Annotated in this window: 30 protein-coding genes and 2 tRNA genes; 17 read left to right on the forward strand and 15 right to left on the reverse strand. The window is 69.4% G+C overall.

The genetic code is table 11. From position 1 onward, the window contains the following. Positions 1–4 precede the first annotated feature (4 nt). The 5 genes from ACU6RU_RS07470 (at position 5) to ACU6RU_RS07490 (ending at position 4,863) form a co-directional block, all read left to right on the forward strand. On the forward strand, positions 5–1,207 hold the full coding sequence (locus ACU6RU_RS07470; RefSeq protein ID WP_120262889.1) for a PucR family transcriptional regulator: 1,203 nt from the start codon (positions 5–7) through the stop codon (positions 1,205–1,207). Positions 1,208–1,333: 126 nt separating this feature from the next. Then, positions 1,334–2,251 carry an ACP S-malonyltransferase gene (locus ACU6RU_RS07475; RefSeq protein ID WP_289331266.1) on the forward strand — a complete coding sequence of 306 codons (918 nt, stop codon included), beginning with the start codon at positions 1,334–1,336 and terminating at the stop codon, positions 2,249–2,251. After that, on the forward strand, positions 2,248–3,249 hold the full coding sequence (locus ACU6RU_RS07480; protein ID WP_120262891.1) for a beta-ketoacyl-ACP synthase III: 1,002 nt from the start codon (positions 2,248–2,250) through the stop codon (positions 3,247–3,249). Before ACU6RU_RS07475 ends, ACU6RU_RS07480 begins: the two co-directional genes overlap by 4 nt. A 75-nt stretch (positions 3,250–3,324) precedes the next feature. Further along, entirely contained in the window at positions 3,325–3,573 is a 249-nt protein-coding gene (locus ACU6RU_RS07485) for an acyl carrier protein (protein WP_091499275.1), read from the forward strand. A 51-nt stretch (positions 3,574–3,624) separates the two neighbouring features. Continuing rightward, complete coding sequence (locus tag ACU6RU_RS07490; RefSeq protein WP_120262892.1) at positions 3,625–4,863, forward strand: beta-ketoacyl-[acyl-carrier-protein] synthase family protein; 1,239 nt, start codon at positions 3,625–3,627, stop codon at positions 4,861–4,863. A gap of 157 nt (positions 4,864–5,020) precedes the next feature. On the opposite strand, the gene ACU6RU_RS07495 is transcribed toward ACU6RU_RS07490, so the two are convergent. Continuing rightward, positions 5,021–5,524, reverse strand: coding sequence for a DUF3145 domain-containing protein (locus ACU6RU_RS07495; protein WP_120262893.1), 504 nt, complete (start codon positions 5,522–5,524; stop codon positions 5,021–5,023). 204 nt (positions 5,525–5,728) lie between these two features. Between ACU6RU_RS07495 and ACU6RU_RS07500 the strand changes: the two genes are divergently transcribed. Further along, a complete protein-coding gene (locus ACU6RU_RS07500) occupies positions 5,729–5,920 on the forward strand; it encodes a hypothetical protein (RefSeq protein ID WP_120262894.1) in 192 nt (63 codons plus the stop codon). A 51-nt stretch (positions 5,921–5,971) separates the two neighbouring features. On the opposite strand, the gene ACU6RU_RS07505 is transcribed toward ACU6RU_RS07500, so the two are convergent. Beyond that, a tRNA-Ile gene (locus ACU6RU_RS07505) sits at positions 5,972–6,045 on the reverse strand. Positions 6,046–6,094: 49 nt separating this feature from the next. Beyond that, complete coding sequence (locus ACU6RU_RS07510) at positions 6,095–7,087, reverse strand: DMT family transporter (RefSeq protein WP_120262895.1); 993 nt, start codon at positions 7,085–7,087, stop codon at positions 6,095–6,097. 43 nt (positions 7,088–7,130) lie between these two features. Between ACU6RU_RS07510 and def the strand changes: the two genes are divergently transcribed. Both def and glsA read left to right on the forward strand, forming a co-directional pair. Then, positions 7,131–7,697, forward strand: coding sequence for a peptide deformylase (def, locus tag ACU6RU_RS07515; protein WP_120262896.1), 567 nt, complete (start codon positions 7,131–7,133; stop codon positions 7,695–7,697). 4 nt (positions 7,698–7,701) lie between these two features. Further along, positions 7,702–8,628, forward strand: coding sequence for a glutaminase A (gene glsA, locus ACU6RU_RS07520; protein WP_446726231.1), 927 nt, complete (start codon positions 7,702–7,704; stop codon positions 8,626–8,628). Between the two features lie 117 nt (positions 8,629–8,745). Here the strand turns inward: glsA and ACU6RU_RS07525 are convergent. The 5 genes from ACU6RU_RS07525 to dusB form a co-directional block, all read right to left on the reverse strand. Then, positions 8,746–8,818: transfer RNA gene (locus ACU6RU_RS07525), tRNA-Asn, on the reverse strand. Between the two features lie 93 nt (positions 8,819–8,911). Then, the gene (locus ACU6RU_RS07530) at positions 8,912–9,679 is read right to left on the reverse strand and encodes an ATP-binding cassette domain-containing protein (protein ID WP_120264332.1); all 768 of its coding nucleotides are present in this window, start codon (positions 9,677–9,679) and stop codon (positions 8,912–8,914) included. 53 nt (positions 9,680–9,732) lie between these two features. Continuing rightward, the gene (gene dnaG, locus ACU6RU_RS07535; RefSeq protein ID WP_446726232.1) at positions 9,733–11,628 is read right to left on the reverse strand and encodes a DNA primase; all 1,896 of its coding nucleotides are present in this window, start codon (positions 11,626–11,628) and stop codon (positions 9,733–9,735) included. Beyond that, entirely contained in the window at positions 11,628–13,001 is a 1,374-nt protein-coding gene (locus ACU6RU_RS07540) for a deoxyguanosinetriphosphate triphosphohydrolase (RefSeq protein WP_289331263.1), read from the reverse strand. The genes dnaG and ACU6RU_RS07540 overlap by 1 nt, the downstream gene beginning before the upstream one ends. Further along, positions 12,991–14,154 (reverse strand): tRNA dihydrouridine synthase DusB, encoded by a 1,164-nt coding sequence (gene dusB, locus ACU6RU_RS07545; RefSeq protein ID WP_120262900.1) that lies wholly within the window; start codon positions 14,152–14,154, stop codon positions 12,991–12,993. Before dusB ends, ACU6RU_RS07540 begins: the two co-directional genes overlap by 11 nt. Positions 14,155–14,211: 57 nt before the next feature. On the opposite strand from dusB, the gene ACU6RU_RS07550 reads away from it, so the two are divergent. After that, the gene (locus tag ACU6RU_RS07550) at positions 14,212–14,712 is read left to right on the forward strand and encodes a glutathione peroxidase (RefSeq protein ID WP_120262901.1); all 501 of its coding nucleotides are present in this window, start codon (positions 14,212–14,214) and stop codon (positions 14,710–14,712) included. 18 nt (positions 14,713–14,730) lie between these two features. Here ACU6RU_RS07550 and ACU6RU_RS07555 read toward each other — a convergent pair whose 3' ends face one another. From ACU6RU_RS07555 to recO, 3 genes are read right to left on the reverse strand one after another with little or no spacing between them, the layout of a single operon-like run. After that, positions 14,731–15,408 (reverse strand): DsbA family oxidoreductase, encoded by a 678-nt coding sequence (locus ACU6RU_RS07555; protein WP_120262902.1) that lies wholly within the window; start codon positions 15,406–15,408, stop codon positions 14,731–14,733. A gap of 46 nt (positions 15,409–15,454) precedes the next feature. Continuing rightward, a complete protein-coding gene (locus ACU6RU_RS07560; RefSeq protein ID WP_120262903.1) occupies positions 15,455–16,258 on the reverse strand; it encodes an isoprenyl transferase in 804 nt (267 codons plus the stop codon). A gap of 42 nt (positions 16,259–16,300) precedes the next feature. After that, positions 16,301–17,029 (reverse strand): DNA repair protein RecO, encoded by a 729-nt coding sequence (recO, locus tag ACU6RU_RS07565; protein WP_120262904.1) that lies wholly within the window; start codon positions 17,027–17,029, stop codon positions 16,301–16,303. Positions 17,030–17,065: 36 nt separating this feature from the next. On the opposite strand from recO, the gene ACU6RU_RS07570 reads away from it, so the two are divergent. Further along, complete coding sequence (locus ACU6RU_RS07570) at positions 17,066–17,752, forward strand: trimeric intracellular cation channel family protein (protein WP_120262905.1); 687 nt, start codon at positions 17,066–17,068, stop codon at positions 17,750–17,752. 68 nt (positions 17,753–17,820) lie between these two features. Here ACU6RU_RS07570 and ACU6RU_RS07575 read toward each other — a convergent pair whose 3' ends face one another. From ACU6RU_RS07575 to glgA, 3 genes are all read right to left on the reverse strand, one after another. Then, the gene (locus ACU6RU_RS07575; protein WP_018186539.1) at positions 17,821–18,072 is read right to left on the reverse strand and encodes a type B 50S ribosomal protein L31; all 252 of its coding nucleotides are present in this window, start codon (positions 18,070–18,072) and stop codon (positions 17,821–17,823) included. An 84-nt stretch (positions 18,073–18,156) separates the two neighbouring features. Continuing rightward, positions 18,157–18,942, reverse strand: coding sequence for an ABC transporter ATP-binding protein (locus ACU6RU_RS07580; protein ID WP_446726233.1), 786 nt, complete (start codon positions 18,940–18,942; stop codon positions 18,157–18,159). 9 nt (positions 18,943–18,951) lie between these two features. Next, complete coding sequence (gene glgA, locus ACU6RU_RS07585) at positions 18,952–20,145, reverse strand: glycogen synthase (RefSeq protein ID WP_446726234.1); 1,194 nt, start codon at positions 20,143–20,145, stop codon at positions 18,952–18,954. Positions 20,146–20,192: 47 nt separating this feature from the next. Here glgA and glgC point away from each other — a divergent pair, with 47 nt between their 5' ends. The 3 genes from glgC to ACU6RU_RS07600 are packed head-to-tail and all read left to right on the forward strand — an operon-like array spanning position 20,193 to position 22,832. Then, the gene (gene glgC, locus ACU6RU_RS07590) at positions 20,193–21,437 is read left to right on the forward strand and encodes a glucose-1-phosphate adenylyltransferase (RefSeq protein ID WP_120262908.1); all 1,245 of its coding nucleotides are present in this window, start codon (positions 20,193–20,195) and stop codon (positions 21,435–21,437) included. 26 nt (positions 21,438–21,463) lie between these two features. Next, positions 21,464–22,099, forward strand: coding sequence for a phosphoserine phosphatase SerB (serB, locus tag ACU6RU_RS07595; protein ID WP_120262909.1), 636 nt, complete (start codon positions 21,464–21,466; stop codon positions 22,097–22,099). 43 nt (positions 22,100–22,142) lie between these two features. Next, on the forward strand, positions 22,143–22,832 hold the full coding sequence (locus tag ACU6RU_RS07600) for an alpha/beta fold hydrolase (RefSeq protein WP_446726235.1): 690 nt from the start codon (positions 22,143–22,145) through the stop codon (positions 22,830–22,832). Positions 22,833–22,846: 14 nt separating this feature from the next. On the opposite strand, the gene fabG is transcribed toward ACU6RU_RS07600, so the two are convergent. Further along, positions 22,847–23,557: a 3-oxoacyl-ACP reductase FabG gene (gene fabG, locus ACU6RU_RS07605; RefSeq protein ID WP_120262911.1), complete on the reverse strand. Its 711-nt coding sequence runs from the start codon at positions 23,555–23,557 to the stop codon at positions 22,847–22,849. A 103-nt stretch (positions 23,558–23,660) separates the two neighbouring features. On the opposite strand from fabG, the gene ACU6RU_RS07610 reads away from it, so the two are divergent. Genes ACU6RU_RS07610 through ACU6RU_RS07625 form a run of 4 tightly spaced genes read left to right on the forward strand, consistent with a single transcriptional unit; the run spans position 23,661 to position 25,638 of the window. After that, positions 23,661–24,110, forward strand: a complete 450-nt coding sequence (locus tag ACU6RU_RS07610) for a DUF4190 domain-containing protein (protein WP_446726236.1) — start codon at positions 23,661–23,663, stop codon at positions 24,108–24,110. Between the two features lie 42 nt (positions 24,111–24,152). Further along, on the forward strand, positions 24,153–24,503 hold the full coding sequence (locus tag ACU6RU_RS07615) for a DUF3099 domain-containing protein (RefSeq protein WP_446726237.1): 351 nt from the start codon (positions 24,153–24,155) through the stop codon (positions 24,501–24,503). After that, entirely contained in the window at positions 24,500–24,715 is a 216-nt protein-coding gene (locus ACU6RU_RS07620) for a hypothetical protein (protein WP_289331261.1), read from the forward strand. The genes ACU6RU_RS07615 and ACU6RU_RS07620 overlap by 4 nt, the downstream gene beginning before the upstream one ends. Beyond that, positions 24,712–25,638, forward strand: a complete 927-nt coding sequence (locus ACU6RU_RS07625; protein ID WP_289331260.1) for an SURF1 family cytochrome oxidase biogenesis protein — start codon at positions 24,712–24,714, stop codon at positions 25,636–25,638. Before ACU6RU_RS07620 ends, ACU6RU_RS07625 begins: the two co-directional genes overlap by 4 nt. The last annotated feature ends 15 nt before the right edge of the window (positions 25,639–25,653 follow it).

The raw sequence follows: 25,653 nt of genomic DNA on the forward strand, positions 1-25,653 counted from the left end.
TTCGGTGACCGACGACAGCTCGAAGGCGGAGACACTCGCGTGGCTCCGCCGGATCTCGGGTGATCTGGCCACGGCCACGATCAATCGCCTCGAGGAGACGCTGCCCTGGTACGCCGAGATGCCGCCTGCGCGCCGGTCCTCTGTGGGACTGGTCGCGCAGGCGGGCATCACCTCGTTCATCCAGTGGTACGAGGACCCGACCTCCACACCGCGCATCGCCGCCGACATCTTCGCCGCGGCCCCGCGCGAGCTGCTGCGCAGCGTCAGCCTGACGCAGACCCTGCAGCTCGTGCGGGTCACGGTGGAGGTCACCGAAGAACGGGTGGCGCACCGGGGCGACGACGTTCGCGAAGCGATCCTGAAGTACTCGCGCGACGTCGCCTTCGCCGCCGCCGACGTCTACGCCCGCGCGGCGGAGGCCCGCGGGCTGTGGGACGCGCGCCTCGAAGCCCTCGTGGTCGACTCGATCCTGACGGGTGAGACCGACGAGGAGCTGCCGAGCCGCATCGCGGCACTCGGGTGGCACGGGCACGGCGCGGTCGCGGTCCTCGTCGGCACGACTCCCCCGCAGTTCGACGTCGACCAGCTGCGCCGGGCCGCGCGCAAGATGGGCGTCGACGTCCTCGTCGGCGTTCAAGGATTGCGCTTGGTGCTCGTGATCGGACGCGCCGATCTGCCGGGCCGCGTCGAACCGGTGCCCGAGTTGACCTTCCTCGAGATCGCGGCCCGACTCGAGCCGGGCTTCGGACCCGGCCATCTGGTGCTCGGACCCACCGTGCCCGCGCTGGTCGACGCGAGCCAGAGCGCCCGCGCCGCCCTGGCCGGCTTCGCGGTCGCGAGCGCCTGGCGTCACGCCCCGCGCCCGGTCGAGGCGGATGATCTGCTGCCCGAGCGCGCGCTGGCCGGCGACCCCGTCGCCAAGGCCACCCTGGTCGAGCGCATCTACCGTCCGCTGCTGGCGCATTCGCCCGACCTCGTCGCGACCTTGTGGAGCTACCTCGACAACGGGCGCTCCCTCGAAGCCACCGCACGTGAGCTCTTCGTCCATCCGAACACCGTGCGGTACCGCTTGAAGCGCGTCTCGGACGTCATCGGATGGGACGCCACCGGCCCTCGCGAGGCGCTGATCCTGCAGACCGCACTCATCCTGGGCTCCATCGGCAACGACCTCACGAGGCGGCGTACGCCGCAGTCGCGCCGGAGCTGACGACACGCAGCCGGAGAGCCGGAGCCGCACTCACGATCGTCGACTGTACGGTCGACACAAAGGTTCGCCGCATTGTTGTGACATCGTCGCCAGCGGTCGAGCTGCTGAACTTGGAAGGATGTAACAGTGATCATCGCCGTGTTCCCCGGGCAGGGGTCGCAGTCCCCCGGCTTCCTCGCCCCGTGGCTCGAGCTGGAGGGCGCGCGCGAGCGCCTCGAGCGCTACTCCGACCTCGCCGGAGTCGACCTCGTCGCCGCCGGCACCGAATGGGATGCCGACCGCATCCGCGACACCGCCGTGGCGCAGCCGCTCATCGTCGCCGCGAGCCTGCTGTCATACGACGCGCTCGTGCGTGAAGCTGCGCGTCCCGCCGGTGTAGCCGGCCACTCCGTCGGCGAGATCGCCGCACTCGCGGCGGCCGGCGTGCTCCGCGACGACGACGCGATGCGGCTGGTCGGCCTCCGTGGCCGCGCCATGGCGGATGCCGCGACGCGCGAGCAGACCGGTATGAGCGCCGTCCTCGGCGGAGATCAGGATGCGGTGGTCGCTCGCCTCCACGAACTCGACCTCACTCCGGCCAACTACAACGGCGGCGGCCAGATCGTCGCCGCCGGCGCTCTCGACGCCCTCGCCGACCTCGCCGCCGAGCCGGTCGCGTCGACCCGGGTCATCCCCCTGCAGGTCGCCGGCGCGTTCCACACGCGGTACATGGCACCGGCGGTCGAGACGCTCGCCGAGGCGGCATCCGCGACCTCCGTGAGCGATCCCGCCCTCACCCTGTGGTCAAACCGCGACGGCGCCGTCGTCAGCGACGGCCGCGAGGCGCTCGACCGGCTGGTCACTCAGGTCGCCTCACCCGTGCGCTGGGATCTCTGCATGTCCTCGTTCGCCGAGCACGGGGTGACCGGCATCATCGAGTTCGCGCCCGCCGGCACCCTCGTGGGTCTCGCGAAGCGCGCTCTGCGCGGTGTGCCCTCGGTCGCCGTGAAGACCCCCGACGACCTCGCCGCCGCATCCGCTCTCATCTCCGGAGGTGCCGCATGACCGCCGCCATTCGCCAGGCCACCGGCCCCGCGCACACCCGCATCTACGCCTACGGCGCCGCGCGCGGCCAGAACGCGGTGCCGAACGACGACCTCGTCGGCCCCATCGACTCGAGTGACGAGTGGATCCGCCAGCGAACCGGCATCGTGACCCGCGTCCGCGCCGATAAGGACACCACGGTCATCGACCTCGCCGCCGACGCCGTGGCCGAGGCCATCCGGCGCAGCGGCGTGCCCGCCGATCAGGTCGACGCCGTGATCGTCTCGACGATCTCGAACCCCAAGCAGACGCCGTCGGTCTCGGCGATCGTCGCAGACCGCGTCGGGGCGAACCCCGCGGCGGCCTACGACGTCAACGCGGCGTGCGCCGGCTTCTCGTACGGGGTCACGCAGGCCGATGCGCTGGTGCGCGCCGGCGCGGCACGCTACGTCGCCGTCGTGGGCGCGGAGAAGCTCAGCGACATCGTCGACCCGACCGACCGCACGATCTCGTTCCTGCTCGGCGACGGCGCAGGCGCCGCGATCATCGGTCCCAGCGATACCCCGGGCATCGGCCCGACCGTCTGGGGCTCGGACGGGTCCAAGGCCGACGCGGTCGGCATGAACCACACGCTCGTGGAATTCCGCGACGGCACCGCACCGTGGCCGACGCTGCGCCAGGAGGGACCGACGGTGTTCCGCTGGGCCGTCTGGGAGATGGTCAAGGTCGCCCGCCGCGCGCTCGAAGAAGCGGGCATTCAGGCAGGCGACCTCGCCGCGTTCATCCCGCACCAGGCGAACATGCGCATCATCGACGAGTTCGCCAAGCAGCTCGGCTTGCCCGAGACCGTCGCGATCGGTCGCGACATCGAGACCACCGGCAACACGTCGGCGGCGTCCATCCCGCTCGCCACGCACCGCCTGCTCGAGGAGAACCCCGAGCTGAGCGGCGGTCTGGCCCTCCAGATCGGCTTCGGGGCGGGGCTCGTCTTCGGCGCGCAGGTAGTCGTCCTTCCCTGATCGGGCGGGCCCCCGCACCTAGACTGAACAGCGGCCCGCGTCCGGGTCGGTCCAGAGATAACAAGGAGAAACCCCATGGCATTCAGCAACGACGAGGTCCTCGCAGGACTCGCCGAGCTCATCACCGACGAGACCGGCATCTCGGCCGACGAGGTCGCCCTGGAGAAGTCGTTCACGGACGACCTCGACATCGACTCGATCTCGATGATGACGATCGTCGTCAACGCCGAGGAGAAGTTCAGCGTCACCATCCCCGACGAAGAGGTCAAGAACCTCAAGACCGTCGGCGACGCCGTCACCTACATCACGTCCAACCAGGCGTAACCCCCACCGGCGGGGGCACACGCCCCCGCCGGGGTTCCACCGAGGAGATCCATGAGCACCCCGCGAATCGTCGTCACCGGAATCGGAGCGTCGTCGCCCCTGGGCGGCACCGCGCCCGAGAGCTGGGATGGCCTGCTGGCCGGCCGTTCCGGCGCGCGCACACTCGAGCACGAGTGGGTCGAGAAGTACCAGATCCCGGTCCACTTCGCCGCCGAGGCGATCGTGCGACCCGAGACCGTGCTCGAGCGCCCCGTGTCCAAGCGCCTCGACCCGGCGTCGCAGTTCGCGATGGTCGCGGCGATGGAGGCCTGGGCGGATGCCGGCAGCCCCGACGTCGATCCCGAGCGTCTCGGCGTCGACTTCGCGACCGGCATCGGCGGGGTGTGGACCCTGCTCGACGCGTGGGACACGCTTCGCGAGAAGGGGCCGCGCCGGGTTCTCCCGATGACGGTCCCGATGCTGATGCCGAACGCCGCCGCGGGCAACCTGTCGCTGCATTTCCGTGCACGTGCGTTCGCCCGCACCGTGGCGAGCGCGTGCGCGTCGAGCACCGAGTCGATCGTGAACGCGATCGAGCATATTCAGGACGGTCTCGCCGACATCGTCATCGCGGGTGGCACCGAGTCGGCGATCCACCCCATCACGATGGCGTCGTTCTCGTCGATGCAGGCGCTGTCGCGTCGTAACGACGACCCGGCGACCGCCTCGCGTCCGACGAGCGTCGACCGCGACGGCTTCGTCATGGGCGAAGGCGCCGGAGTGCTCATCCTCGAGACCGAGGAGCACGCCAAGGCTCGAGGCGCGAAGATCTACGCCTACGCGGTGGGCGGCGGCGTCACCGCCGACTCGTACCACATCACGGCCAACGACCCCGAGGGCGCGGGAGCATCGCGCGCGGTCCGCGCGGCTCTCGAGCAGGCGGACGCCTCGCCCGACGACGTCGCGCACATCAACGCGCACGCGACCTCGACGCCGGTCGGCGACCCCAACGAGTACCAGGCGCTGCGCAACGTCTTCGGCGACCGCATCGACGAGATTCCCGTCTCGGCGACCAAGGCGTCGACCGGTCACCTGCTCGGCGGCACCGGGGCACTCGAGGCGATCTTCACGATCCTGGCCCTGCGCGAGCGCATCGCGCCGCCGACGATCAACATCAGCGAGCAGGACCCGGCCGTCCCGTTCCGGGTGTCGGGTGAGACCCAGAGCCTCGGCGAGGGTGACCTCCTGGCGATCAGCAACTCGTTCGGTTTCGGCGGCCACAACGCGGTCGTCGCGTTCCGATCGGCCTGAACCGCAGCTACCGACGAAACAGGCCCCCGCGGACGCGCTCTGCGGGGGCCTGTTCTTCTTTCGGGTCAGCCGTCCCGTACGTGCTCCCGTCCCCCGGGATCATTCCACCGGGGCTCGGTACGGACGCACGGGCCGACTGGGTCTGTGTGGTCGCGTGTCAGCCGACCTTGTGGAGCCACACGACGGCAGCGTCGTCGCCTGCGTGACGGAACGGCTCGAGTTCTTCGTCCCAGGCTGCCCCGAGGGCGACGTCGAGCTCGCGCTGGAGCTCACGGGCGTCGCCGGCCGCGATCTCGACGGCGTAGCGGATGCGGTCCTCGCCGATCACGACATTGCCCGACGCATCGGTCTGGGCGTAGTGGATGCCGAGGCTCGGCGTGTGCATCCACCGCCCCCCGTCACTGCGCGGCGTCGGATCTTCCGACACCTCGAATCGCAGATGCTCCCAGCCGCGTATCGCAGTCGCGAGCGCAGCACCGGTTCCGGCGGGGCCTTCCCAATAGAACTCCGCGCGGCGGCTGCCGTCGAGCACCGGCTGGTCTTCCCAGTCGAAGCTGACCGCGCGGCCGAGCGCGCGTCCTGCCGCCCACTCGAGGTGCGGGCACAACGCGCGTGGCGCGGAGTGGATGAAGATCACTCCACGCGCCTGTGGTGTCGCCATGACTTCTCCGTTTCATCAGGTACGTCTTCCCCTACGACCTGAGCCCGGATGCCGGCGTTGTTCGGTTATGGCGTCGATTATCGCGTACGAACCTGGAGAATCACAACCGTGTCACGATTTTGACCGCCATCCGATGTCAAGCGCCTTCCCCGCGGAGGAGGCGGCCGACAGGCTGGACGTCACATACCGAGGAAAGGATGCCGCATGTCCGACAGCACTCCCCACCACCGCGACGCCGATGACGCGCACGCCGACGACGCCGCACCGACCGATGCCGCCAGCGACGAGGTCAAGGCCGATGCGGCGCGCGCCGGCTCCGACCGGGGGGACATCGATCTCGAGGCCGGCGACGACAACACCGGCTTCCCGCAGGACCCCGCGATCACGCACCCCTGACGCCGCACACCTCCGCATGCGAATGGCCGCCCGCGGGCGGCCATTCGTGTGTAGGGCGGGTGGGACTTGAACCCACGATCGTCGGGTTATGAGCCCGCTGCCTTGACCAGCTTGGCCACCGCCCCCTGTCGTAACGAGCCTAGCGCGCGGACCGCACGGCGTCGGTGCCGCGGCTCAGTCGTCGTCGCGGAGACGGCCCTTGCTGCCCCGCGGGATCGGCAGCTGCTGACTGTCGAGCACGACCTGGGGGTGGTTCCGCGCGAGGGACGTGACTCCGTACACCGCGATGGCACCCGCGACGACGAATCCGACGAACGCCGGCCAGGGTGCCGTCGCCGCCTCGCGGAGGATGACGATGCCGATGATGACGGCGACGATCGGGTCGATGACGGTGAGGCCTGCGATCACGAGATCGGGCGGACCGACGGAGTAGGCCGTCTGGACGAAGTAGGCCCCGACCGCCGTGGCCGTGATCAGACCGACGAGGCACAGCAGCGTCAGCCACTCGAAGTCGCCGTTCTGGATGCGGGAGATGACGACCTTCGCCAGGGTCGCGACGAAGCCGTAGATGATGCCCGAGGCTGCGATGTAGAAGAGCGGCTTCGCCCCCTTGCGTACGAGCATCCAGACCACTGCCGAGATGAGCAGCACGCCGGCGAGCAGGGCGAGGATCGTGATGAGCTGTCCCTGGTCGATCGGCTCTTCTGTTGCGACGAGCGCCGCAACCGTGACGAACGCGAGGATGCCCCCGACACACAGGATGATCGAGAGGACCGACCGTCGGGTGGGCTTGACGCCCGTGATCCGCGCATTGAGCAGAGTGGTGATGACGAGCGAGATGGCGCCGAGCGGCTGCACGAGGATGAGCGGGGCGAAGGTGAGGGCGGCGAGCTGGCACACGATCGCCAGACCCAGCATGACGGTGCCGACCACCCACGACGGACGCTTGAGGAGGCTCAGCAGCTGCGAACCGTTCAGGCCCGCGCTGCCGGACGAGTTGGTGAGCCTCTCGACCTTCTGCACACCCCGGTGCTGGTAGAGCGCCCCGAAGGACATGAACACGGCGCCGAGCAGCGCGAGCGGGATTCCGATGAGGATTCTGGGCTCGCGGAAGACTCCGATCAGCTGATCGGTGACGTCATCGAGGGACGCGACAAACGGAATCACCTATCGACCATAACGGCGATGCGGGCTCGATTAGGCTCGCAACGTGCCCGTTCTTCCGATTCGCATCATGGGCGACCCCGTGTTGCACGCCCCCGCCGAGCCCGTCACCGAGATCACGGACGAGATCCGTCAGCTCGTGACGGACATGTACGACACGATGGACGCCGCCCCCGGAGTCGGGCTCGCGGCGCCCCAGGTGGGCGTCGGCCTGCGCATCTACGTCTACACGTACCAAGACGACGACGGTCAGGCGTGGCGCGGTGAGATCATCAACCCCGAGCTCTGGATGCGCCCACTCGAGCCCGGCTCCCCCGACCCCGACGACGAGTCGGAGGGCTGTCTCTCCTTCCCCGGCGAACGGTTCCCGCTGCGCCGCTCCGACGAGGTTCTCGTCACGGGCACCGACCTCACCGGCTCCCCCGTCGAGATCCGCGTCGACGGCTGGCGCGCCCGCATCATGCAGCACGAGTTCGATCACCTCGACGGCATCCTCTACATCGATCGTCTCGACGACTCCGATTGGAAGACGACGCAGAAGATCGCGAAGAAGCGCGGATGGGGTCGTCCGGGCGTCGCCTGGATGCCGGGCGTCGACGACCTGGACGCCTGACCACGTGAGCGCAGCCGACGATCCCCGCGAATACGACCTCGATGCGTTGCGTCGGCGGCTCCTTCCCGAACGGGCCGGCGAACGCTCCACGAGCATCCCCGAGCTCGCCGGAGCCGACCAACACCTGTGCGCGATCGCTCTCGCCTTGCCCGATGGCTCGGTCCGTTCGTCGGCCGACGGTACGAAGCGTTTCAGCATCCAGTCGGCCGTCAAACCGTTCCTCTTCGCGCTCGCCCTCACCGACACCGACGGGGGCGCACTCGATCGCCTGGGCATCGAGCCGACGGGTGAGGCGTTCGATGCGATCAAGCTCGAGAGCGGCACGGGACGACCCCCGAATCCGATGGTCAACGCCGGCGCGATCCTGACGTGCGCTCTCGTCGACGGTGACGGTCCCGAGGAACGTGCTGCCAGGATCGTGACGGGACTCTCGGCATTCGCGGGCCGTGCGCTCCAGGTCGACGACGACGTCTCGCGCAGCGAGCATCTGCTCGGCGACCGCAACCACGCGCTCGCCCACCTGATGCGCGACGAAGGCACCCTCGAGGCCACCGCGGACGACGCCGTAGCCGTCTACGCGCGCGCCTGCGCCGTGCTCGTCGACGCGGAGATCCTGGCCGTCATGGGGGCGACGCTCGCGATGGGCGGCGTGAACCCCGTCACTGGCGAGCGCGTCGTCTCCGCACGGATCGCGCGGGATGTCGTCGCCGTGATGGCCACGTGCGGCGTCTATGACGGATCTGGGCGGTGGATGCGAGCCGTCGGCGTCCCGGCGAAGTCGAGCGTCTCCGGAGCGATCGTCATGTCTGCGCCCGGAACGCTCGGAGCCGCGATCGTGAGCCCGCCGCTCGACGAACTCGGGACGAGCGTGCGCGGCCGTATCGGCGCGGAGGCCCTCAGCGCCGACCTCGGGCTGCACCTCTTCGGCTGAACCGCCGCCTGCCGACATGTCTTCGGCGTGCCGTCGATGCGCCGGCACACGAGTAAAGGCCCGGGGTGGAAGCCCGGGCCTTCGGTGAGAGCCGCGGTAGATAACGCGGGTCTCTCGCTCCCCGGCTTGGACTCGAACCAAGAACCTATCGGTTAACAGCCGATTGCTCTGCCAATTGAGCTACCGAGGATCAGTCACCCGCTCGCGCAGGGCAACCCCTCTATATTAGCAAAGCTCCGGGGGTGCTCACGACATCGACCGCTCCCCGGGCGGGTCGCGCCTCTCAGGACGCCCGTGACCGGCCGTCGGGAGTCCACACCACGTCGGACGCCGTCGGCCCGTACCCCACGGGGCGGCCACCGTGCAGCACGAGGGCGGCGGCGTCGAGCTCGTCGGCGGTCTCGACGTCGTTCGTCGCGATGACGATCGCCATTCCGGTGTCGTCACGACGTGAGAGGAGCGCCTCACGGGCGGCGATGCGGACCTCGATGTCGAGGTTGGCGTACGGGTCGTCACCGATGAAGACTTTCGGGTCGAGCACGAGAGCGCGCGCCAACGCGACCCGCTGGCGCATACCGGCGCTGAGCTCGTAGGGATACTGCGACGCTGCGCCGAGCGGGAGGTGCAGTTCGTCGAGGAGGGATGCGACCCGCAGCGAGAGCGCGCGCTGACTCACCCGGCGGTCGCGCGAGGTGATCGGCTCGGCGATGACCTCGGCCACCGTCAGACGGGCGGGGAGCGCGGCGCCGGCTGCCTGCGGCATGTGGCCGGCGTAGTAGGTGAGCATGCGCCGGGATCGGCCACCCTTGCGGACCGAGAGCCCGGCCACCTCCGCCGTGCCGCCCACGACGCCCACGTCAGCCGGAGCGGTTCCGGCGAGAACGGAGAGCAGGGTCGACTTGCCCGAGCCGGTCGCACCCATCACCGCGAGGGCCTCGCCGGCGCGGACGGTGACGCTCACCCCTTCGACGACGCGATCGGAGTCGCCTGTGCGCGCGATCGAGAGATCGTCGCAGAGCACCGCGATTTCCGCGTCGGGTCGTCGGGACATGCGCATCATCCTGCCGTCTTCATCGTTCGACCGCTACTCGCCGCCGCTGGTGGCTATTCCGATTCCATGAGTTGCCGCAGCCGGAGATCGAGATCGCGGATCGCGACGCCGATGGAGCGGAACTCCGGCGACCCCGGCTCGAGACGCTGCTGCGCGCTTCTGAGTTCTGCCTTCTCGCGCTCGAGCGCCCGCTGGCGCAGCTTGCGCAGCGACTCCATCGCCGTCGTCTGGGCGATGCGCTCGGTACCCGCGGGAAAATCCGCGGTGAGCAGTTCGATCGCCAGCGTCCGGTACGGCTCCCGCGTCGCGTCGACCGCGGCCGACGTCCACCCGGGACGCGTGAGGTCGGGCTGCATCGACACCGCCTGCCGCACGGCCTCGAGCGCCGGATGCGGCATCGGCAGCCCCAGCGCGATGTCGACGGCCTGCTTGTCGAGCAGATGCCCGTACTGCAGCACACCCATCAGAGCGCGCTTCTCGAGCTCGAGCGCCGGAGGAAGGGAGGCGAGGGTGACACGCACCGAAGCGGGCGTCGGTTCGGCGGCACCCCCGGACACTCCGGCGGAGTCGGCACGACCCGCCGTCGTGGTCTCTCCCCGGGTGCGCTCTCCCCCGCCCGTCGAGGCCGCCGCACGGCGGGCGGCGCGATCGACCTCGGGTTTCACCTCAGACAGGTCGAGACCGAGCTTGCCGGCGAGCACCCGCGTGTAGCCCGGGCGGAGAGCGGTGTCTCGGATGTCGGCGACGATCGGCGCAGCCGCGCGCAGCGCGCCGATCCGCCCCTCGACGGTCGACAGGTCGAATGTGGATAGACGCTGATCCATGACGAACTCGAACATCGGCGCCTTGGCCTCGATCAGCGACCGCACCGCCGCGTCGCCGCGGTTGAGTCGCAGATCACACGGATCCAGCCCTTCGGGCGCGACCGCGACATAGGTCTGCGCCGCGAAACGCTTCTCTTCGCCGAACGCCCGCAGCGCCGCCTTCTGACCGGCGGCATCCGGGTCGAACGTGAAGACCACCTCGCCCGCGCTTCCCTCGCTGTCCCCCATCACGCGTCGGAGCACCGTGATGTGGTCGGTTCCGAACGCGGTGCCGCACGACGCGATGGCCCCGGTGACTCCGGCGAGATGACAGGCCATGACATCGGTGTATCCCTCGACGACGACGACGCGATGCTCACGCGAGATCGACTTCTTCGCCAGGTCGAGACCGTAGAGGACCTGGGCCTTCTTGTAGATCGGGGTCTCGGGCGTATTGAGGTACTTCGGTCCCTGGTCGTCGTCGTAGAGGCGGCGAGCGCCGAAGCCGATCGTCTGCCCCGCGACGTCGCGGATCGGCCACACGACCCGTCCGCGGAACCGGTCGTAGACCCCCCGCTGCCCCTTGGAGACCAGCCCACCGGTCAGCAGTTCCTCGTCGGTGAAGCCTTGCGAGCGAAGCGCGTCGCGAAGCGCCGACCATCCCTGCGGGGCGTACCCGACACCGAAGTGGGCCGCAGCACCGGCGTCGAAGCCCCGCTCCCCGAGGAACTGGCGGGCGGCCTGCGCGTCGGGGGCCGACAGCTGCGAACGGTAGAACTCCGCCGCCGCGGTGTGCGCGGCGTACAGCCGGGAGCGACCACTCGTCTCGGGAGCCGCCGCGCCGTCTTCGTAGTGCAGCGAGTAGCCGATACGCGCGGCGAGGCGCTCGACCGCCTCGGTGAACGACAGGTGGTCCATCGCTCGCAGGAACGAGTAGACATCGCCCGACTCACCGCATCCGAAGCAGTGGTAGTACCCGACCTGCGGCCGGACGTGGAAACTCGGGCTGCGTTCGTCGTGGAAGGGACACAGCCCCTTCAGCGAGCCGACGCCGGCGGATTTCAGCGCGACACGTTCACCGACGATGTCGCCGATGTTCGTGCGCGCCTTGACCTCTTCGATGTCGGTCTGCCGGATCCGTGCCATCAGAGCCCTTCGATGGGCTCGGGGAGGGCGAAGTGACTCGGCGCCGTGGCGCGCGGGTCGGAGGACCACAGACCCAGCTCGCGGAGATCGACCGGACCGACCAGACGCCCGTGCCATTCGATGGCGAAACGGTCGGTGAGGGTGGCGACCTGATCGACGATGACACGGCGGCGGGCGGCGTCGGTCACTGCCGCGGCGAAGTCTTCGGCGTGCAACGCGTCGAGGTGCTCGGGACGCGCCCACAGGGCGTCCGCGAGGCGGCGCAACACGCGGCGCTGCTCCTTGTAGAGCCCCTTCCGACCTTCGATCGAGACGACGAAGGCTCCGATGACGCCCTTGAGGACGGCCATCTCGACCTCGATCACACGGGGCACGATCACGCGGCCCCGGAAGCGCGTCAGGACGGGGATGTCGTAATGCTCACGGGTCGCCGCGGTCGCGGCGCGCGCGAAGCGTCCGATGAGGTCGGAGGTGAGGTTCTTCAGCCGCGCCATCGCGGCGCGCGAGCCGTCGTACGACTCGAGCCACTCGGGAAGCAGCGTCAGGCGGTACAGCGCATCGCCGAGCTCGTCCTTCGTGAATCCGTAGCCGACCCAGCTCTGGATCGCGGTGAGCAGCGCCTCGCGCTCGCGCGGATCGCCGAGCCGCGCCGGATCGAGGTAGCCGTTCAGCACGGCGTCTTCGAAGTCGTGCACCGAGTAGGCGATGTCGTCGGAGAGGTCCATGACCTCGGCCTCGATGCAGCGCAGGCGTCCCGGAGCGCCTTCGCGCATCCACTGGAACACCGCCTCGTCTTCGGGGTAGACGCCGAACTTCTGGCGCCCGCCCGGGTCGGGGATCGCGTGCTCGACGGTCCACGGGTATTTGCAGGTCGCATCGAGGCTCGCTCGCGTGAGGTTGAGGCCCGCGCTCTGCCCGAACGCGTCGACGACCTTCGGTTCGAGCCGCGAGAGGATGCGCAGCGACTGGGCGTTGCCCTCGAACCCGCCGATGTCTTCGGCCCAATCGTTGAGAGCCCGCTCGCCGTTGTGACCGAAGGGCGGGTGTCCGAGGTCGTGGCAGAGGCAGGCCGTGTCGACGACATCCGGTGAGAGCTCGAGCGCGATGGCGAGCTCGCGCCCCACCTGGGCGACCTCGAGGGAATGGGTCAGGCGGTTGCGTGCGAAATCGGCGGGACTGGCCGGGCTCAGCACCTGCGTCTTGGCGGCGAGACGGCGGAGGGCGCCCGAGTGCAGGACGCGGGCGCGATCGCGCGCGAAGCTGTCGCGGCGCGAGCGGTGTTCCTCGCGGTGGAAGCGGGCGGCGTCGTGATCGTCGTAGCCGGAGGGGCGTCCCGCCGAGACGCCCACACCGCTCGTGACCTCAGCCCCCACTGTTCTCGATCTCCGCTGCAGCGATGGCCGACGACTCGGCCGCGTCGACGTCACGCGATTCCAACCAGCGATCCGGCAGGGCCGGGCGCTTGGGAGTTCCCGCACGTCCGCGCTGTCCCTCCGCGGCCGCGCCGGGGTACGGCGCGGACCAGTCCAGCGTCGCGAGGATGTCGTCGATCTCGGCGAGGCTCGACGCGGTAGCCAGACGCGCGCGCGTGTCACCGCCCACCGGATAGCCCTTGAAGTACCACGCGACGTGCTTGCGGATGTCGCGACAGCCACGACCCTCGTCCTCGAAGAACTCCACGAGCAGCTCGGCATGGCGGCGGAAAGCCGTCGCCACGAAACCGAGCGTCGCGTCGACCTCGGGACCGGCCGAGCCGGGCTCGCCCAACGCCCGCGCGAGGTCTCCGAACAGCCACGGACGACCGAGGCACCCTCGTCCCACGACGACCCCGTCGCAGCCGGTCTCGGCCATCATGCGGACCGCGTCCTCGGCGGACCAGATGTCACCGTTGCCGAGAACCGGGACGCTCGTGACGGCTTCTTTCAGCGCCGCGATCGCAGACCAGTCGGCGTTTCCCGAGTAGAACTCCGCGGCGGTGCGCGCGTGGAGGGCGACGGCCGACACCCCGGCGTCCTCGGCGATGCGGCCCGCGTCGAGGTAGGTCAGGTGGTCCGAGTCGATGCCCTTGCGCATCTTCACCGTCAGCGGCACGTCGCCCGCGGCGCGCGCGGCGCGCGTCACGATGTCGCGGAACAGGTCGAGCTTCCACGGCAGAGCCGCTCCGCCGCCCTTGCGCGTCACCTTGGGCACGGGGCACCCGAAGTTGAGGTCGATGTGGTCGGCACGATCCTCCTCGACCAGCAGACGCACGGCGGCCTCGGTCGTCGCGGGGTCGACGCCGTAGAGCTGGATGGAGCGCGGCTTCTCGGACTCGTGATGGGTGATCAGGCGCATCGTTGTGGCGTTGCGCTCGACGAGGGCCCGCGTCGTGATCATCTCGCTGACGTAGAGCCCTGCCCCGTACTCGCGGCAGAGCCGGCGGAACGCGGTGTTCGTGATCCCGGCCATCGGGGCCAGCACGACGGGGGCGTCCAAGGCGATCGGGCCGATCCGCAGACGCGGCGAAGCGGACAGGACGGTACTCACCAGATCATTCTCCCAGAAGGACGGACACCGGAAGGCGGCCGGGCGTAGCCTGGGGACGTGACCGAAGCGACCACCGACATCCGTTCGATCCCGTTCTCCGCTGCGGACGGCACCGCTACCACGCTCGACGACCTCGGAGACGGTGTCCTGCTCGTCGTCAATGTCGCCTCCAAGTGCGGACTGACGCCCCAGTACGAGCAGCTCGAGCAGCTGCAGCGGACATATGGCGAGCGCGGTCTGCAGGTCATCGGGTTCCCCTGCAATCAGTTCATGGGGCAGGAGCCGGGTTCGATGGAGGAGATCCTCGACTACTGCGCGATGACCTGGGGGGTGAGCTTCCCCATCATGGACAAGATCCGGGTCAACGGCTCTCACGCCGCTCCGCTGTACAAGGCGCTGAAGAAGATCCGCAATGAGGAGGGCGCTCGCGGCCCCGTGATGTGGAACTTCGAGAAGTTCGTGATCACACCCGACGGCGAGGTGCACCGGTTCCGTCCGCAGACGAAGCCGGATGCGCCCGAGATCGTCGCCGTGATCGAGGCGAACCTCCCGCGCTGATCCTGCCCGCGCGCCCGCTCAGCCCGCGGCTTCGACGCCGCTGCGCTCAGCCCACACCTGACGGGCGATCTGCGCGAAGGCTTCGGCGGGCTGCGCGCCCGAGACCCCGTAGCGCCCGTCGATGACGAAGAACGGGACCCCGTTGATGCCGTAGGCGCGCGCCTGGTCCTGATCTGCGCGGACGGCCGGCAGGTGCTCGCCCGATTCGAGCGCGGCACGGATGGCGTCGCGGTCGAGGCCGACCTCGCCGGCGAGCTCGACGAGATCGTCGATGCGTCCCACGTGGCGCCCTTCGGTGAAGTACGCCGCCATCAGGCGCTCGGCCATCTCATGCTGACGACCCTGCGCCTTCGCGGCGTGCAGCAGCTCGTGCGCCTTGACCGTGTTGGTGTGCTTGAGGATGTCGAAGTGGTATTCCAGCCCCGCATCCTTCGCGACGCCGGTGACATTGTCGAGCATCTGCTGCACCTGCTCGCGCGGCATTCCCTTGTGGGTCGACAGGAAGTCGAGTTCGTCCCCTTCGAAGTCGACGGGGGTGTCGGGCGAGAGCTCGAACGAATGGAAGGTCACCTCGACGCGCGGGGCGTCGTCGTCGTCAGCCGTGGCGGCGAGGCCAGACTCCAGGTTGCGCTTGCCGATGTAGCACCACGGGCAGGCGATGTCGCTCCACACGTCGATCTTGATTGCGTCCGTCACATCGGGTGCAACGTCGCAGTCCGCGCGGGCTATTCCCGGTCGGACGTCACGCGGTGGGAGCGTCGACGGCACCGCCGAAGCGGCGGTCGCGCGAGAGGTACAGCTGGATCGCTCCCCAGAGGTCGGACCTCGAGAAGTCGGGCCACAGGGTGTCGAGGAACACCATCTCGGCGTACGCCGCCTCCCACAGGAGGAAGTTCGAGGTCCGCTGCTCTCCACTCGATCGGATGAAGAGGTCGACGTCGGGCATGTCGGGCACGTAGAGGTGCCGGCGCAGGGCCTTCTCCGTGATGGCGGACGGCTTCATCCGGCCCGCAGCGATCTGTTCGCCCATGGCCCGCATCGCGTCGATGATCTCGTGCCGACCGCCGTAGTTGACGCACATCGTGAGCGTCAGGATGTCGTTGCCCTGCGTGAGCTGCTCGGCGTACTGGAGCTCGGAGATGACCGACCCCCACAGACGGGGCTTCCGACCCGCCCAGCGAACGCGGACGCCCCATTCGTTGAGCTGGTCGCGCCGACGATGGAGGACATCGCGGTTGTACCCCATGAGGAATCGCACCTCCTCGGGCGACCGCGACCAGTTCTCGGTCGAGAACGCATAGACGCTGAGGTGCTTGACCCCCGCCTGGATGGCTCCGGCCACGACGTCGAGCAGGACTTCCTCGCCCGCCCGGTGTCCCTCGATGCGGGTGAGGCCACGACGGTTCGCCCACCGGCCATTGCCGTCCATGACGATCGCCACGTGGTTCGGCACTCCGCCTCGCGGGAACACCGGTGGGTACACCCCGGTCCAGTCGAGCGGGCGATACGGGACCGCGTCGCGGTGCGTGTACGGCTTGGGACTCATCGGTTCGAGCCTAGGCGTTCGAGCCGGCCGGCACCGCCGTGTTCAGCGCGCCGCGCCGATGTGCCCGAGCGAACGGATGCCGCGCTCGAGATGCCACTGCGCGTATGCCGCGATGAGGCCCGATGCCGCGTTGGCCGTGCGGGGACTGCCGGCGTCGACCGTGTCCCACTCGCCGGCGATGAGGGCGCGCAGTCGCACGCCCGTCTCGGGGGCGATGCGGGCCGACCCCGCCGGTGCGCAGGACGGGCAGACCGCCCCACCCAGTGGTGCGACGAAACCGTCGTGCGGCCCCGGAGCGCCGCAGCGGGCGCAGGCGTCGAGCGACGGGGCCCAGCCCGAGAGCGCCATGGCTCTCAGCAGGTACGAGTCGAGCACGGCGCGACTGTCGTGGTCGCCGCGAGCGAGGGCGCGGAGACCGCCGACAAGCAGCAGGTACTGCTGCGGCGTCGTCTCCGCTTCGTTCAGGCGGTCGGCGGCCTCGACCATCGCCGAGGCGGAGGTGTAGCGGTCGTAGTCGGTGGCGATGTCGGCGCCGTACGATCCGAGCGACTCGGCCTGCTGCACGATGTCGAGCGAGCGCCCCTTGTACATCTGGACGTCGGCGACCATGAACGGCTCGAGCCGTGCACCGAAGCGCGACGACGTGCGGCGCACTCCTTTCGCGACGCCTCGGAGCTTGCCGTGCCGCCGGCTGAGCATCGTGACGATGCGATCCGCCTCACCCAGCTTGTGGGTGCGAAGGATCACGACCTCGTCGCGGTAGGTGGGCACCCTCCAATTATCGCGCTGACCGACGACAATGGTCCCGTGACCCAGTCTCAGTTCGTGATCCCGCTGTGGGCGGACCTCACCGCCGTCGGCCTCGGCGGGGTCCAGGGCGCTCTGTTCGCTTCCGGGTTCGTCGGCAAACAGCGGCTCGATCCGCTCGGCGTCGTGATCATCGGCATCCTCATCGGGATGGGCGGCGGCCTCATCCGCGACCTGCTCCTGGGGGTGCAGCCGGTCACGCTGCAGAGCAACTGGTATCTGATCACCGCGACGTCGGCCGCGTTGGTCGGGATGCTGCTCTCGAACGTCTTCCGACGGCTCAACGCCGTCATCATCGGCCTCGACGCGGTCGTCATCGGCCTGTTCGGCGCGTTCGGAACGAGCAAAGCGCTCGTGCTCGGGCTGCCGATCGTGCCCGCCATCTTCATCGGCTCGTGCGCGGCCGTCGGCGGGAGCATGCTTCGCGACGTCATCCTCGGCCTCCCCGTCGCCATCATGCACGTCGGTTCGCTCTATGCCATCGCCGCAGCCGCGGGATGCGCGGTGCTCGCCGGCGCCTCCACGATGGGAGCCCCCATCGTGGCATCTGCCATCATCGGCATCGCCGTCACCACCGTCATCCGTCTGCTTGCCGTCGTCTTCGACATCTCGCTGCCGGAGCAACGCGCCCTGCACCGTCGCAAGGTCGCCGCCGAGACGGCGTCGATCCCGATCGTCAGGCCCTGAGCCGGGCGGGGAGCGCCCGCGTCAACGACGAAGGCCCCGCCGAAGCGGGGCCTTGATCGAAGAACGGCTTACTTGGAGCCGAAGTTCTTGAAGCGCTGGTTGAACTTCTCGACACGGCCGGCCGAGTCCATGATGCGCTGCTTGCCCGTGTAGAACGGGTGCGAGGCGGACGAGATCTCGACGTCGATGACCGGGTAGGTCTCGCCGTCCAGCTCGATCGTCTTGTCGCTCGAGACCGTCGAACGGGTCAGGAAGGTCTCACCGGAGCCGAGGTCGCGGAAAACGACGGCGCGGTACTCGGGGTGGATGTCAGTCTTCATGGGATTCCTTACGTGGTGCCCTGGATTTTGCCAGGGCGAGGGAAGTCTGCGATGCGTTCGCACCAACGAGCGATCTTATCAGGTTCAGGAAGCCGCCCGCGCCGCATAACGTCCGTCCTCGGAGGCGAGCGTGATGGGCAGCCCGAAGGTGTCGGAGAGGTGTTCGGCCGTGAGCGTCTCGGCCAGCGGGCCGGCGGCGACGACTCCGCCCTCGCGGAGCAGAAGCACGTGGGTGAACCCCACGGGGATCTCCTCGACGTGATGGGTCACCATGATCATCGCGGGCGTGGTGGGCGCCTGGGCGTACCCGCCCAAGAGCGCCAGCAGCTCTTCGCGGGCGCCGAGGTCGAGACTCGCCGTGGGCTCGTCGAGCAGCAGGAGCTCGGGGTCGGTCATGACGGCGCGAGCGATCTGCACGCGCTTCTGCTCACCGTCGGAGAGGGTGCCGAACGTCCGCTCGGCCAGTCCATCGAGCTTCCACTCCGCGAGCACGCGCATCGCGCGCCGCTCGTCGATGTCTTCGTAGTCTTCGCGCCAGCGCCCGGTCACCGCGTACGCGGCCGTGAGGACCACGTCGAGCACAGTCTCCTCCGCGGGGATGCGTCGCGCCATCGCCGACGACGCGAAGCCGATACGCGGGCGCAGTTCGAACACGTCGGTTCGACCGAGCCGCTCCCCCAGGATCTCGACGGTTCCCGAGGTGGGGTGCAGGAGGCTCGCGGCGAGCTGCAGCACCGTCGTCTTGCCCGCGCCGTTGGGGCCGAGCACCACCCAACGCTGATCATCGGACACCGACCAGTCGACCCGGTCGATGATGTTCCGGGCGTTTCGGCGGACGACGACGTCGGAGAACTCCAGGACCTGCGGCATGTGTTCAGCCTAGCGGCCGAGCCCCGCCACCCTCGCGTACAACGCGGCGGTCTCGTCCGCGATCGCAGCCCAGCTGAACGACCGTGCCGCACGCTCGCGTCCCGCGGCGCCATAGCGTCGCGCCGTGTCGGGATCCGAGACGACCTCGGTGAGGGTGGCCGCGAGGTCGGCGACGAACTTCTCGGGATCGAGCGGGGTCCCGGTGCCGTCGTCGGACTGCTCGATCGACACGAGGCGTCCGGTCTCGCCGTCGACCACGACCTCCGGGATGCCGCCGGTCGCGGTCCCGACGACTGCGGCGCCGCACGCCATCGCCTCGAGGTTGACGATGCCGAGCGGTTCGTAGACCGACGGGCAGACGAACGTCGTCGCGGCGGTGAGGATCGCGCACAGCTCGTCGCGCTGGAGGAACTCCTCGATCCACACGACACCCGAGCGCTCGGCCTGCAGCTCACGGACGAGCCCCTGCACCTCCGCCATGATCTCGGGGGTGTCCGGCGCGCCGGCGCACAGGACGACCTGGACGTCCGCGGGAAGCAGACGGGCAGCACGCAGGAAGTACGGCAGCCCCTTCTGTCGCGTGATGCGTCCGACGAAGACCACCGAGGGGCGCGCGGGGTCGATGCCGTGGCGCTCGAGGACGGCGGGATCATCGACGGGCCGCCACGACTCGACGTCGATGCCGTTGTAGATGACCGAGACCTTCTCGGGGTCGAGACCGGGATAGCTGCGCAGGATGTCGCGGCGCATCCCGTCGCTGACCGCGACGATGGCCGCGGCGTTCTCGTACGCGGTCTTCTCGATGTAGCTCGACACGGCGTAGCCGCCGCCGAGCTGCTCCGCTTTCCACGGGCGCAAGGGCTCGAGCGAGTGGGCGGTGACGACGTGCGGGATGCCGTGGAGGAGAGAGGCGAGGTGCCCGGCGAAGTTCGCGTACCAGGTGTGGCTGTGCACGACATCCGCTCCGGCGACGTCTCCGACGATCTCGAGGTCGGTGCCGAGCGTCTGGAGTGCCGCGTTGGCGTCCGCGAGTTCGACGGGCGTCTCGTAGGAGGTCGTGTCCGGCTCGTCGCGGTCGGCTCCGAAGGCCCGCACCTGCACCTCGATCGTCTCGCGCAGGGCGCGGACGAGCTCGGTGACGTGCACCCCCGCTCCCCCATAGATCGCGGGAGGATACTCCTTCGAGACGATGTCTACACGCATGGCTCGAACGCTAGTACACGAGCGTTCGGCGGGCCTAGTGTGGTGCCATGCCAGCAGCGCCCAAGGTCTTCGGAATCGTTCTCGCCGGCGGCGAGGGAAAGCGCCTCATGCCGTTGACGGCAGACCGCGCCAAGCCCGCCGTGCCGTTCGGCGGACAGTACCGCCTGATCGACTTCGCGATCTCGAACCTGATCAACTCGGGCCTGCGTCAGGTCGTCGTCCTGACCCAGTACAAGTCGCACAGCCTCGATCGGCACGTCTCGCAGACCTGGCGGATGTCCGCGCTGCTCGACTCCTACGTCGCGTCCGTGCCCGCGCAGCAGCGTCTGGGCAAGCGCTGGTTCTCGGGCTCGGCCGACGCGATCCTCCAGTCGCTGAACCTCATCAACGACGAGAAGCCCGACATCGTCGTCGTGATCGGCGCCGACCACGTCTACCGCATGGACTTCCGTCAGATGCTCGATGCGCACATCGCATCCGGCGCCCGGGCGACCGTCGCCGGCATCCGTCAGCCCATCGGTCTCGCCAACCAGTTCGGCGTGATCGACGTCGATCCCGCCGATGAGAGCCGCATCCGCGCCTTCCTCGAGAAGCCGCAGGAACCCGCGGGGCTGCCCGACTCCCCCCACGAGGTGCTCGCATCCATGGGCAACTACATCTTCGACACGGACGCTCTGATCGAGGCGGTCGAGGCCGACGGCGAGCTTCCCACCTCGAACCACGACATGGGCGGCGACATCATTCCGTACTTCGTCGACCGCGGCGAGGCCGCCGTGTACGACTTCAAGCGCAACGACGTCCCCGGCTCCACCCCGCGCGATCGCAACTACTGGCGTGACGTCGGCACGATCGAGTCGTTCTTCGACGCGCACATGGATCTCATCTCGACTCTGCCGATCTTCAACCTGTACAACACCGATTGGCAGATCCACTCGCAGGCCGTGAACTCGCCGCCGGCGAAGTTCGTGCGCGACAGTGTGGGACGCATGGGCAACGCGATCGACTCGATCGTCTCGCTCGGATCCGTGCTGTCGGGCACCCACCTCGAGCGCAGCGTCGTGGGTCCGTGGACGCTCTCCGGCGGTGGGGCCACCATCACCGACTCGGTGCTGTTCGACTACGTCAGCGTCGGAGCGGGGGCGCGCGTGCATCGCGCGATCCTCGACAAGAACGTCGTGCTCGAAGACGGTGCCACCGTGGGCGTCGACCGGGAGCGCGACCTGGCCCGTGGTTTCACGGTGACCGACACGGGCATCACCGTCGTGGGCAAGAACGCACGCGTCGAACGCTGACACCCGTTCCCGCTAGCGTGGTGGGCATGCCCCACGCGCGCTTCCTCGTCGTCTTCGATGCCGACTCGACCCTGTTGCAGAACGAGGTCATCGAGCTCATCGCCGACGAAGCGGGACGCGGGGCGGAGGTCGCGGCCGCGACCGAGGCGGCGATGCGCGGCGAGGTCGACTTCGCCTCGAGCCTGCGCTCACGCGTGTCTCAGCTCTCCGGGGTGCCGCTCGCGGCGTTCGACCGCGTGCGCTCCCGTGTCGAGCCGACGCCGGGCGCACGCGAGCTCATCGCCGCGATCCACGAGCGCGGGGGCGTCGCCGCCGTCGTGTCGGGCGGCTTCCACGAGGTGCTCGATCACATCGCCCCCGGACTCGGGGTCGACGTGTGGCGCGCCAATCGGCTCGGCACCGACGGCTCGACGCTCGACGGGACGGTCGACGGCGACGTCGTCGACGCGGAGGCCAAGGCCGCGTCGCTGCGCGAGTGGGCCGGCGCCCACGGGGTCTCTCTCGCGCGAACGATCGCTGTCGGCGATGGCGCGAACGATCTGCGGATGATGGCGGTCGCGGGCCTCGGCGTCGCGTTCAACGCCAAGCCGGCGGTGCGCCGTCAGGCGGATCTCGTCGTCGGCCCCGTCGACCTGCGGGAGCTCGTCGCGCTCCTTCCCTGACCGTGCGCTGTCGGCTGTCCGCGCCGAGCGCTACGGTCGGGTCATGGACGTGATCCTCATCCCGGGCCTCTGGCTCGACGCCTCCTCGTGGGACGACGTGGTCCCGGCGCTCCGAGACGCCGGGCATCGTCCCCATGCCCTCACACTGCCCGGAGTCGGCAGCACGGCCGGAGCATCGCGAACGACGCTCCGCGATTGGGTCGATGCGGTGGTCGCCCGCATCGACGATCTGCCGGGGCAGGTCGTCCTCGTCGGGCACAGTGGCGGCGGGAATGTGGCATGGGGAGCCGCCGACCGACGCCCCGATCGCATCGCACGCGTCGTGTTCGTCGACACGCTCCCGCCGTCGCCCGGCGCGGAGATCTCGGAGTTCCCGGTCGTCGACGGCGCGGTGCCTTTTCCCGGGTGGGATTTTTTCGACGAACCGGATGTCGCTGACCTCGACCGCGACACGCGCGCCCGCTGGACGCCACGCACGCATCCGGTTCCGGCCGCTGTCCCCACCGACGCCGTCGACCTGACCGACGACCACCGACACGGCATCCCCGTCACGATCCTCTCGGGGTCGGCCGACGAGCGAGGAGTCCGCGAAATGCTTGCAGGGTGGCCGCGATTTCTCGCCGAGTTCGACGCCCTCGAAGATGTCTCCGTCGTCGAACTGGGCTCAGGCCACTGGCCGCAGTTCTCGCAGCCCCACCGACTCGCCCGCGAGATCGTCGCCGCGCTGGCGTGACGCCGGTCGGCGCTTCAGTGCCCCATCCCGAGGCCGCCGTCGACCGGGATGACGGCGCCCGAGATGTACGCGGCGTCGTCAGAGGCGAGCCAGGACACCGCCCCCGCGACCTCGGCAGAAGAGCCGTATCGACCAGCCGGGATGCTGCGCTTGTACTCGGCCTGTGTCTCGTCGGGAAGAGCCGCGGTCATGTCGGTCTCGATGAACCCCGGGGCGACCACGTTCGCGGTGATGCCACGAGCACCGAGCTCGCGCGTGAGCGAGCGAGCGAAGCCGACGAGGGCGGCCTTCGACGAGGAGTAGTTGATCTGGCCCGCTGATCCGAACAGCCCGACCACGCTCGAGATGAGGATGACGCGTCCCCATTTGGCGCGCAGCATGCCCTTCGACGCTCGCTTGACCACGCGGAAGGCACCGCCGAGGTTGGTCGCCACGACCGAGTCGAAGTCGTCCTCGGTCATGCGGAGCAGGAGGGTGTCCTTCGTGATGCCGGCATTGGCGACCACCACCTCGACCGGCCCGAGCTCGTTCTCGACCTGCGTGAAAGCAGCATCGATGGATGCCGCGTCCGTCACATCGGCGCGGACGGTCAGCGCCCCCTCGGGCCCCTCGCCCGACCGGGCCGTCACCGCGACACGGTGGCCGTCGGCGATGAAGCGCTCAGCGATCGCGCGGCCGATACCGCGGTTTCCTCCGGTGACGAGAACGACTCGGGACGTGGACATACGGCTCTCCTGTGTCTGCTGCGCGAACCCCGCAAGCCTAGTCGCAGCGCGTGCGACGCCCGCGAACGATAAGCTGGCGGCCCGACGTCGACGAGGAGCAGATGTGAGCGACCAGCCCCAGCCGCAGCAGCCGTACCCCGCGCCCGGGCAACCCGCCTCCGGCGCTCCCGTCCCTCCCCCCGCCCCGCCCTACGCGAATCCGCCGCAGCAGCAGGCCTACCAGCCGGCCGGTTACCCGCCGCCGGCGTACGGCTACGGCGGATACCAGCCGCAGAAGACGAACGCACTCGCGATCGTGTCGATGATCGCCTCGATCGTCGGGTTCATCTGGATCCTCCCGATCATCGGATCGATCGCGGGCGTCATCATGGGCCACATCTCGCTGTCGCAGATCAAGCGGACTAACGAGAACGGGCGAGGAATGGCCCTGGCCGGCCTCATCGTCGGCTACGCCGGTCTCGCCCTCGCGATCGTCGGGGTGATCATCTTCGCCTCGTTCATCGGCTGGGCCATCGAACAGGACAGCTACAGCTCGTACTCGTCGAGCTTCTGAGACCGGCCTCCCCCGACCACCCGGGCGTATCCTTGATGCACCGTGAAGCATCAGCCCGCAACACCGTCGGCGACCTCGCTCCCGCGAGCTCCGCACGACGACTCCAACCGCCGCATGACGAAGTACTTCATCATGATGGCGGTGCGGGTCGTGTGCTTCGTGCTGATGGTCGTCATCGCCCCGTACGGCTGGCACACGGCGGCCCTGGCGGTCGGAGCGATCTTCCTCCCGTACTTCGCGGTGGTGATCGCGAACGTCGGCGACGACGTGCGCGAACCCGCGGCCGTCTCACCTCTGGCAGCCCTTCCCGAGCGCCCGAGCGAGGTGCCCAGCTCGCCGGAAGCACCCGTGACGCCGACCGTGATCGAGATTCGGGAGTCGCGGCCGGAGTGAACGACATCGAGTGCTCCCGCGCCGGATGCCGCGCGTCGGCACGGTGGCGGGTCATCTGGCGCAATCCGCGCATCCACTCCGCCGATCGGCGGAAGATCTGGGTGGCATGCGACGACCACGTCGCGTACCTGCGCGAGTTCGTCGCCGCGAGGGACTTCCCCGTGAGCGTCGAGCCTCTCACCGTCGAGACCAGCGGAGCGGGCGGATCATGAGGGCGAAGACGGCCCTGCGCTGGAGCGGCTACGTCGCGGTCGCCATCGCCTTCGCGATCGCCTGCGCCTATCTGTCGAACTGGCAGTTCACGCGCAACGAGGAGCGCAGTGCGCAGCTCGAGCTCGTCGAGCGCAACTACGACGCCGATCCGGCCGCTCTGTCCGACATCCTCCCCCCGGGGAGCGAGCTCGATCCGACCGACGAGTGGCACCCGGTGGAGCTGACCGGACGGTACCTCGCCGACGACCAGGTGCTCGTGCGGAACCGTCCGCACGGGGGCACATCGGCTTTCGAGGTGCTCGTCCCGTTCGAGACGAACGACGGGCGCGTATTCGTCGTCGACCGCGGGTGGGTGCCCCCGGCGTCCGACGCCCCCGAACCCGCGTCGATCGCCGCTGCGCCGTCCGGCACCGTGACGGTCGTGGCCCGCCTGAAGCCCGCCGAAGCCGCACCCACCTCGGGCCGCTCGGCTCCGGACGGGCAGGTGCCGACGATCAACATCGACCTCGTCGTCGACGAAGCCGGCCTCACCGGCGACGTCGTGACATCGGCCTACGGGCTGCTCGTCTCGGAGGACCCCGCCCCCGCCGAGACGCTCGGAGCCATGCCGGTCCCCTCGGAGGACCCGGGTCCGCACCTGTCCTACGCGATCCAGTGGATCCTGTTCGCGATCATGGGCTTCGTCTTCATCTGGTACATGATCCGCACCGAACGCCGTCACCGGCGTGAGGACGAGGAGGATGCCGCCGCTGCCGCCGCACTCCTCGCGCCGTCGTCGGGCGACGAGCTGGTCGCTGCCGTCACGGCATCCGGTCCTCGCGAGACGTCGGTCGTCCCCGCCAGCCTCCGTCGACGACGCGACACCAAGCGAGATCGCGACATGGAGGACGAGGACGCGATCCTCGACTCCAGCCGAAACTGACTGCGGGGCCCCGAA

Source organism: Microbacterium sp. F1-18 (assembly GCF_052921305.1).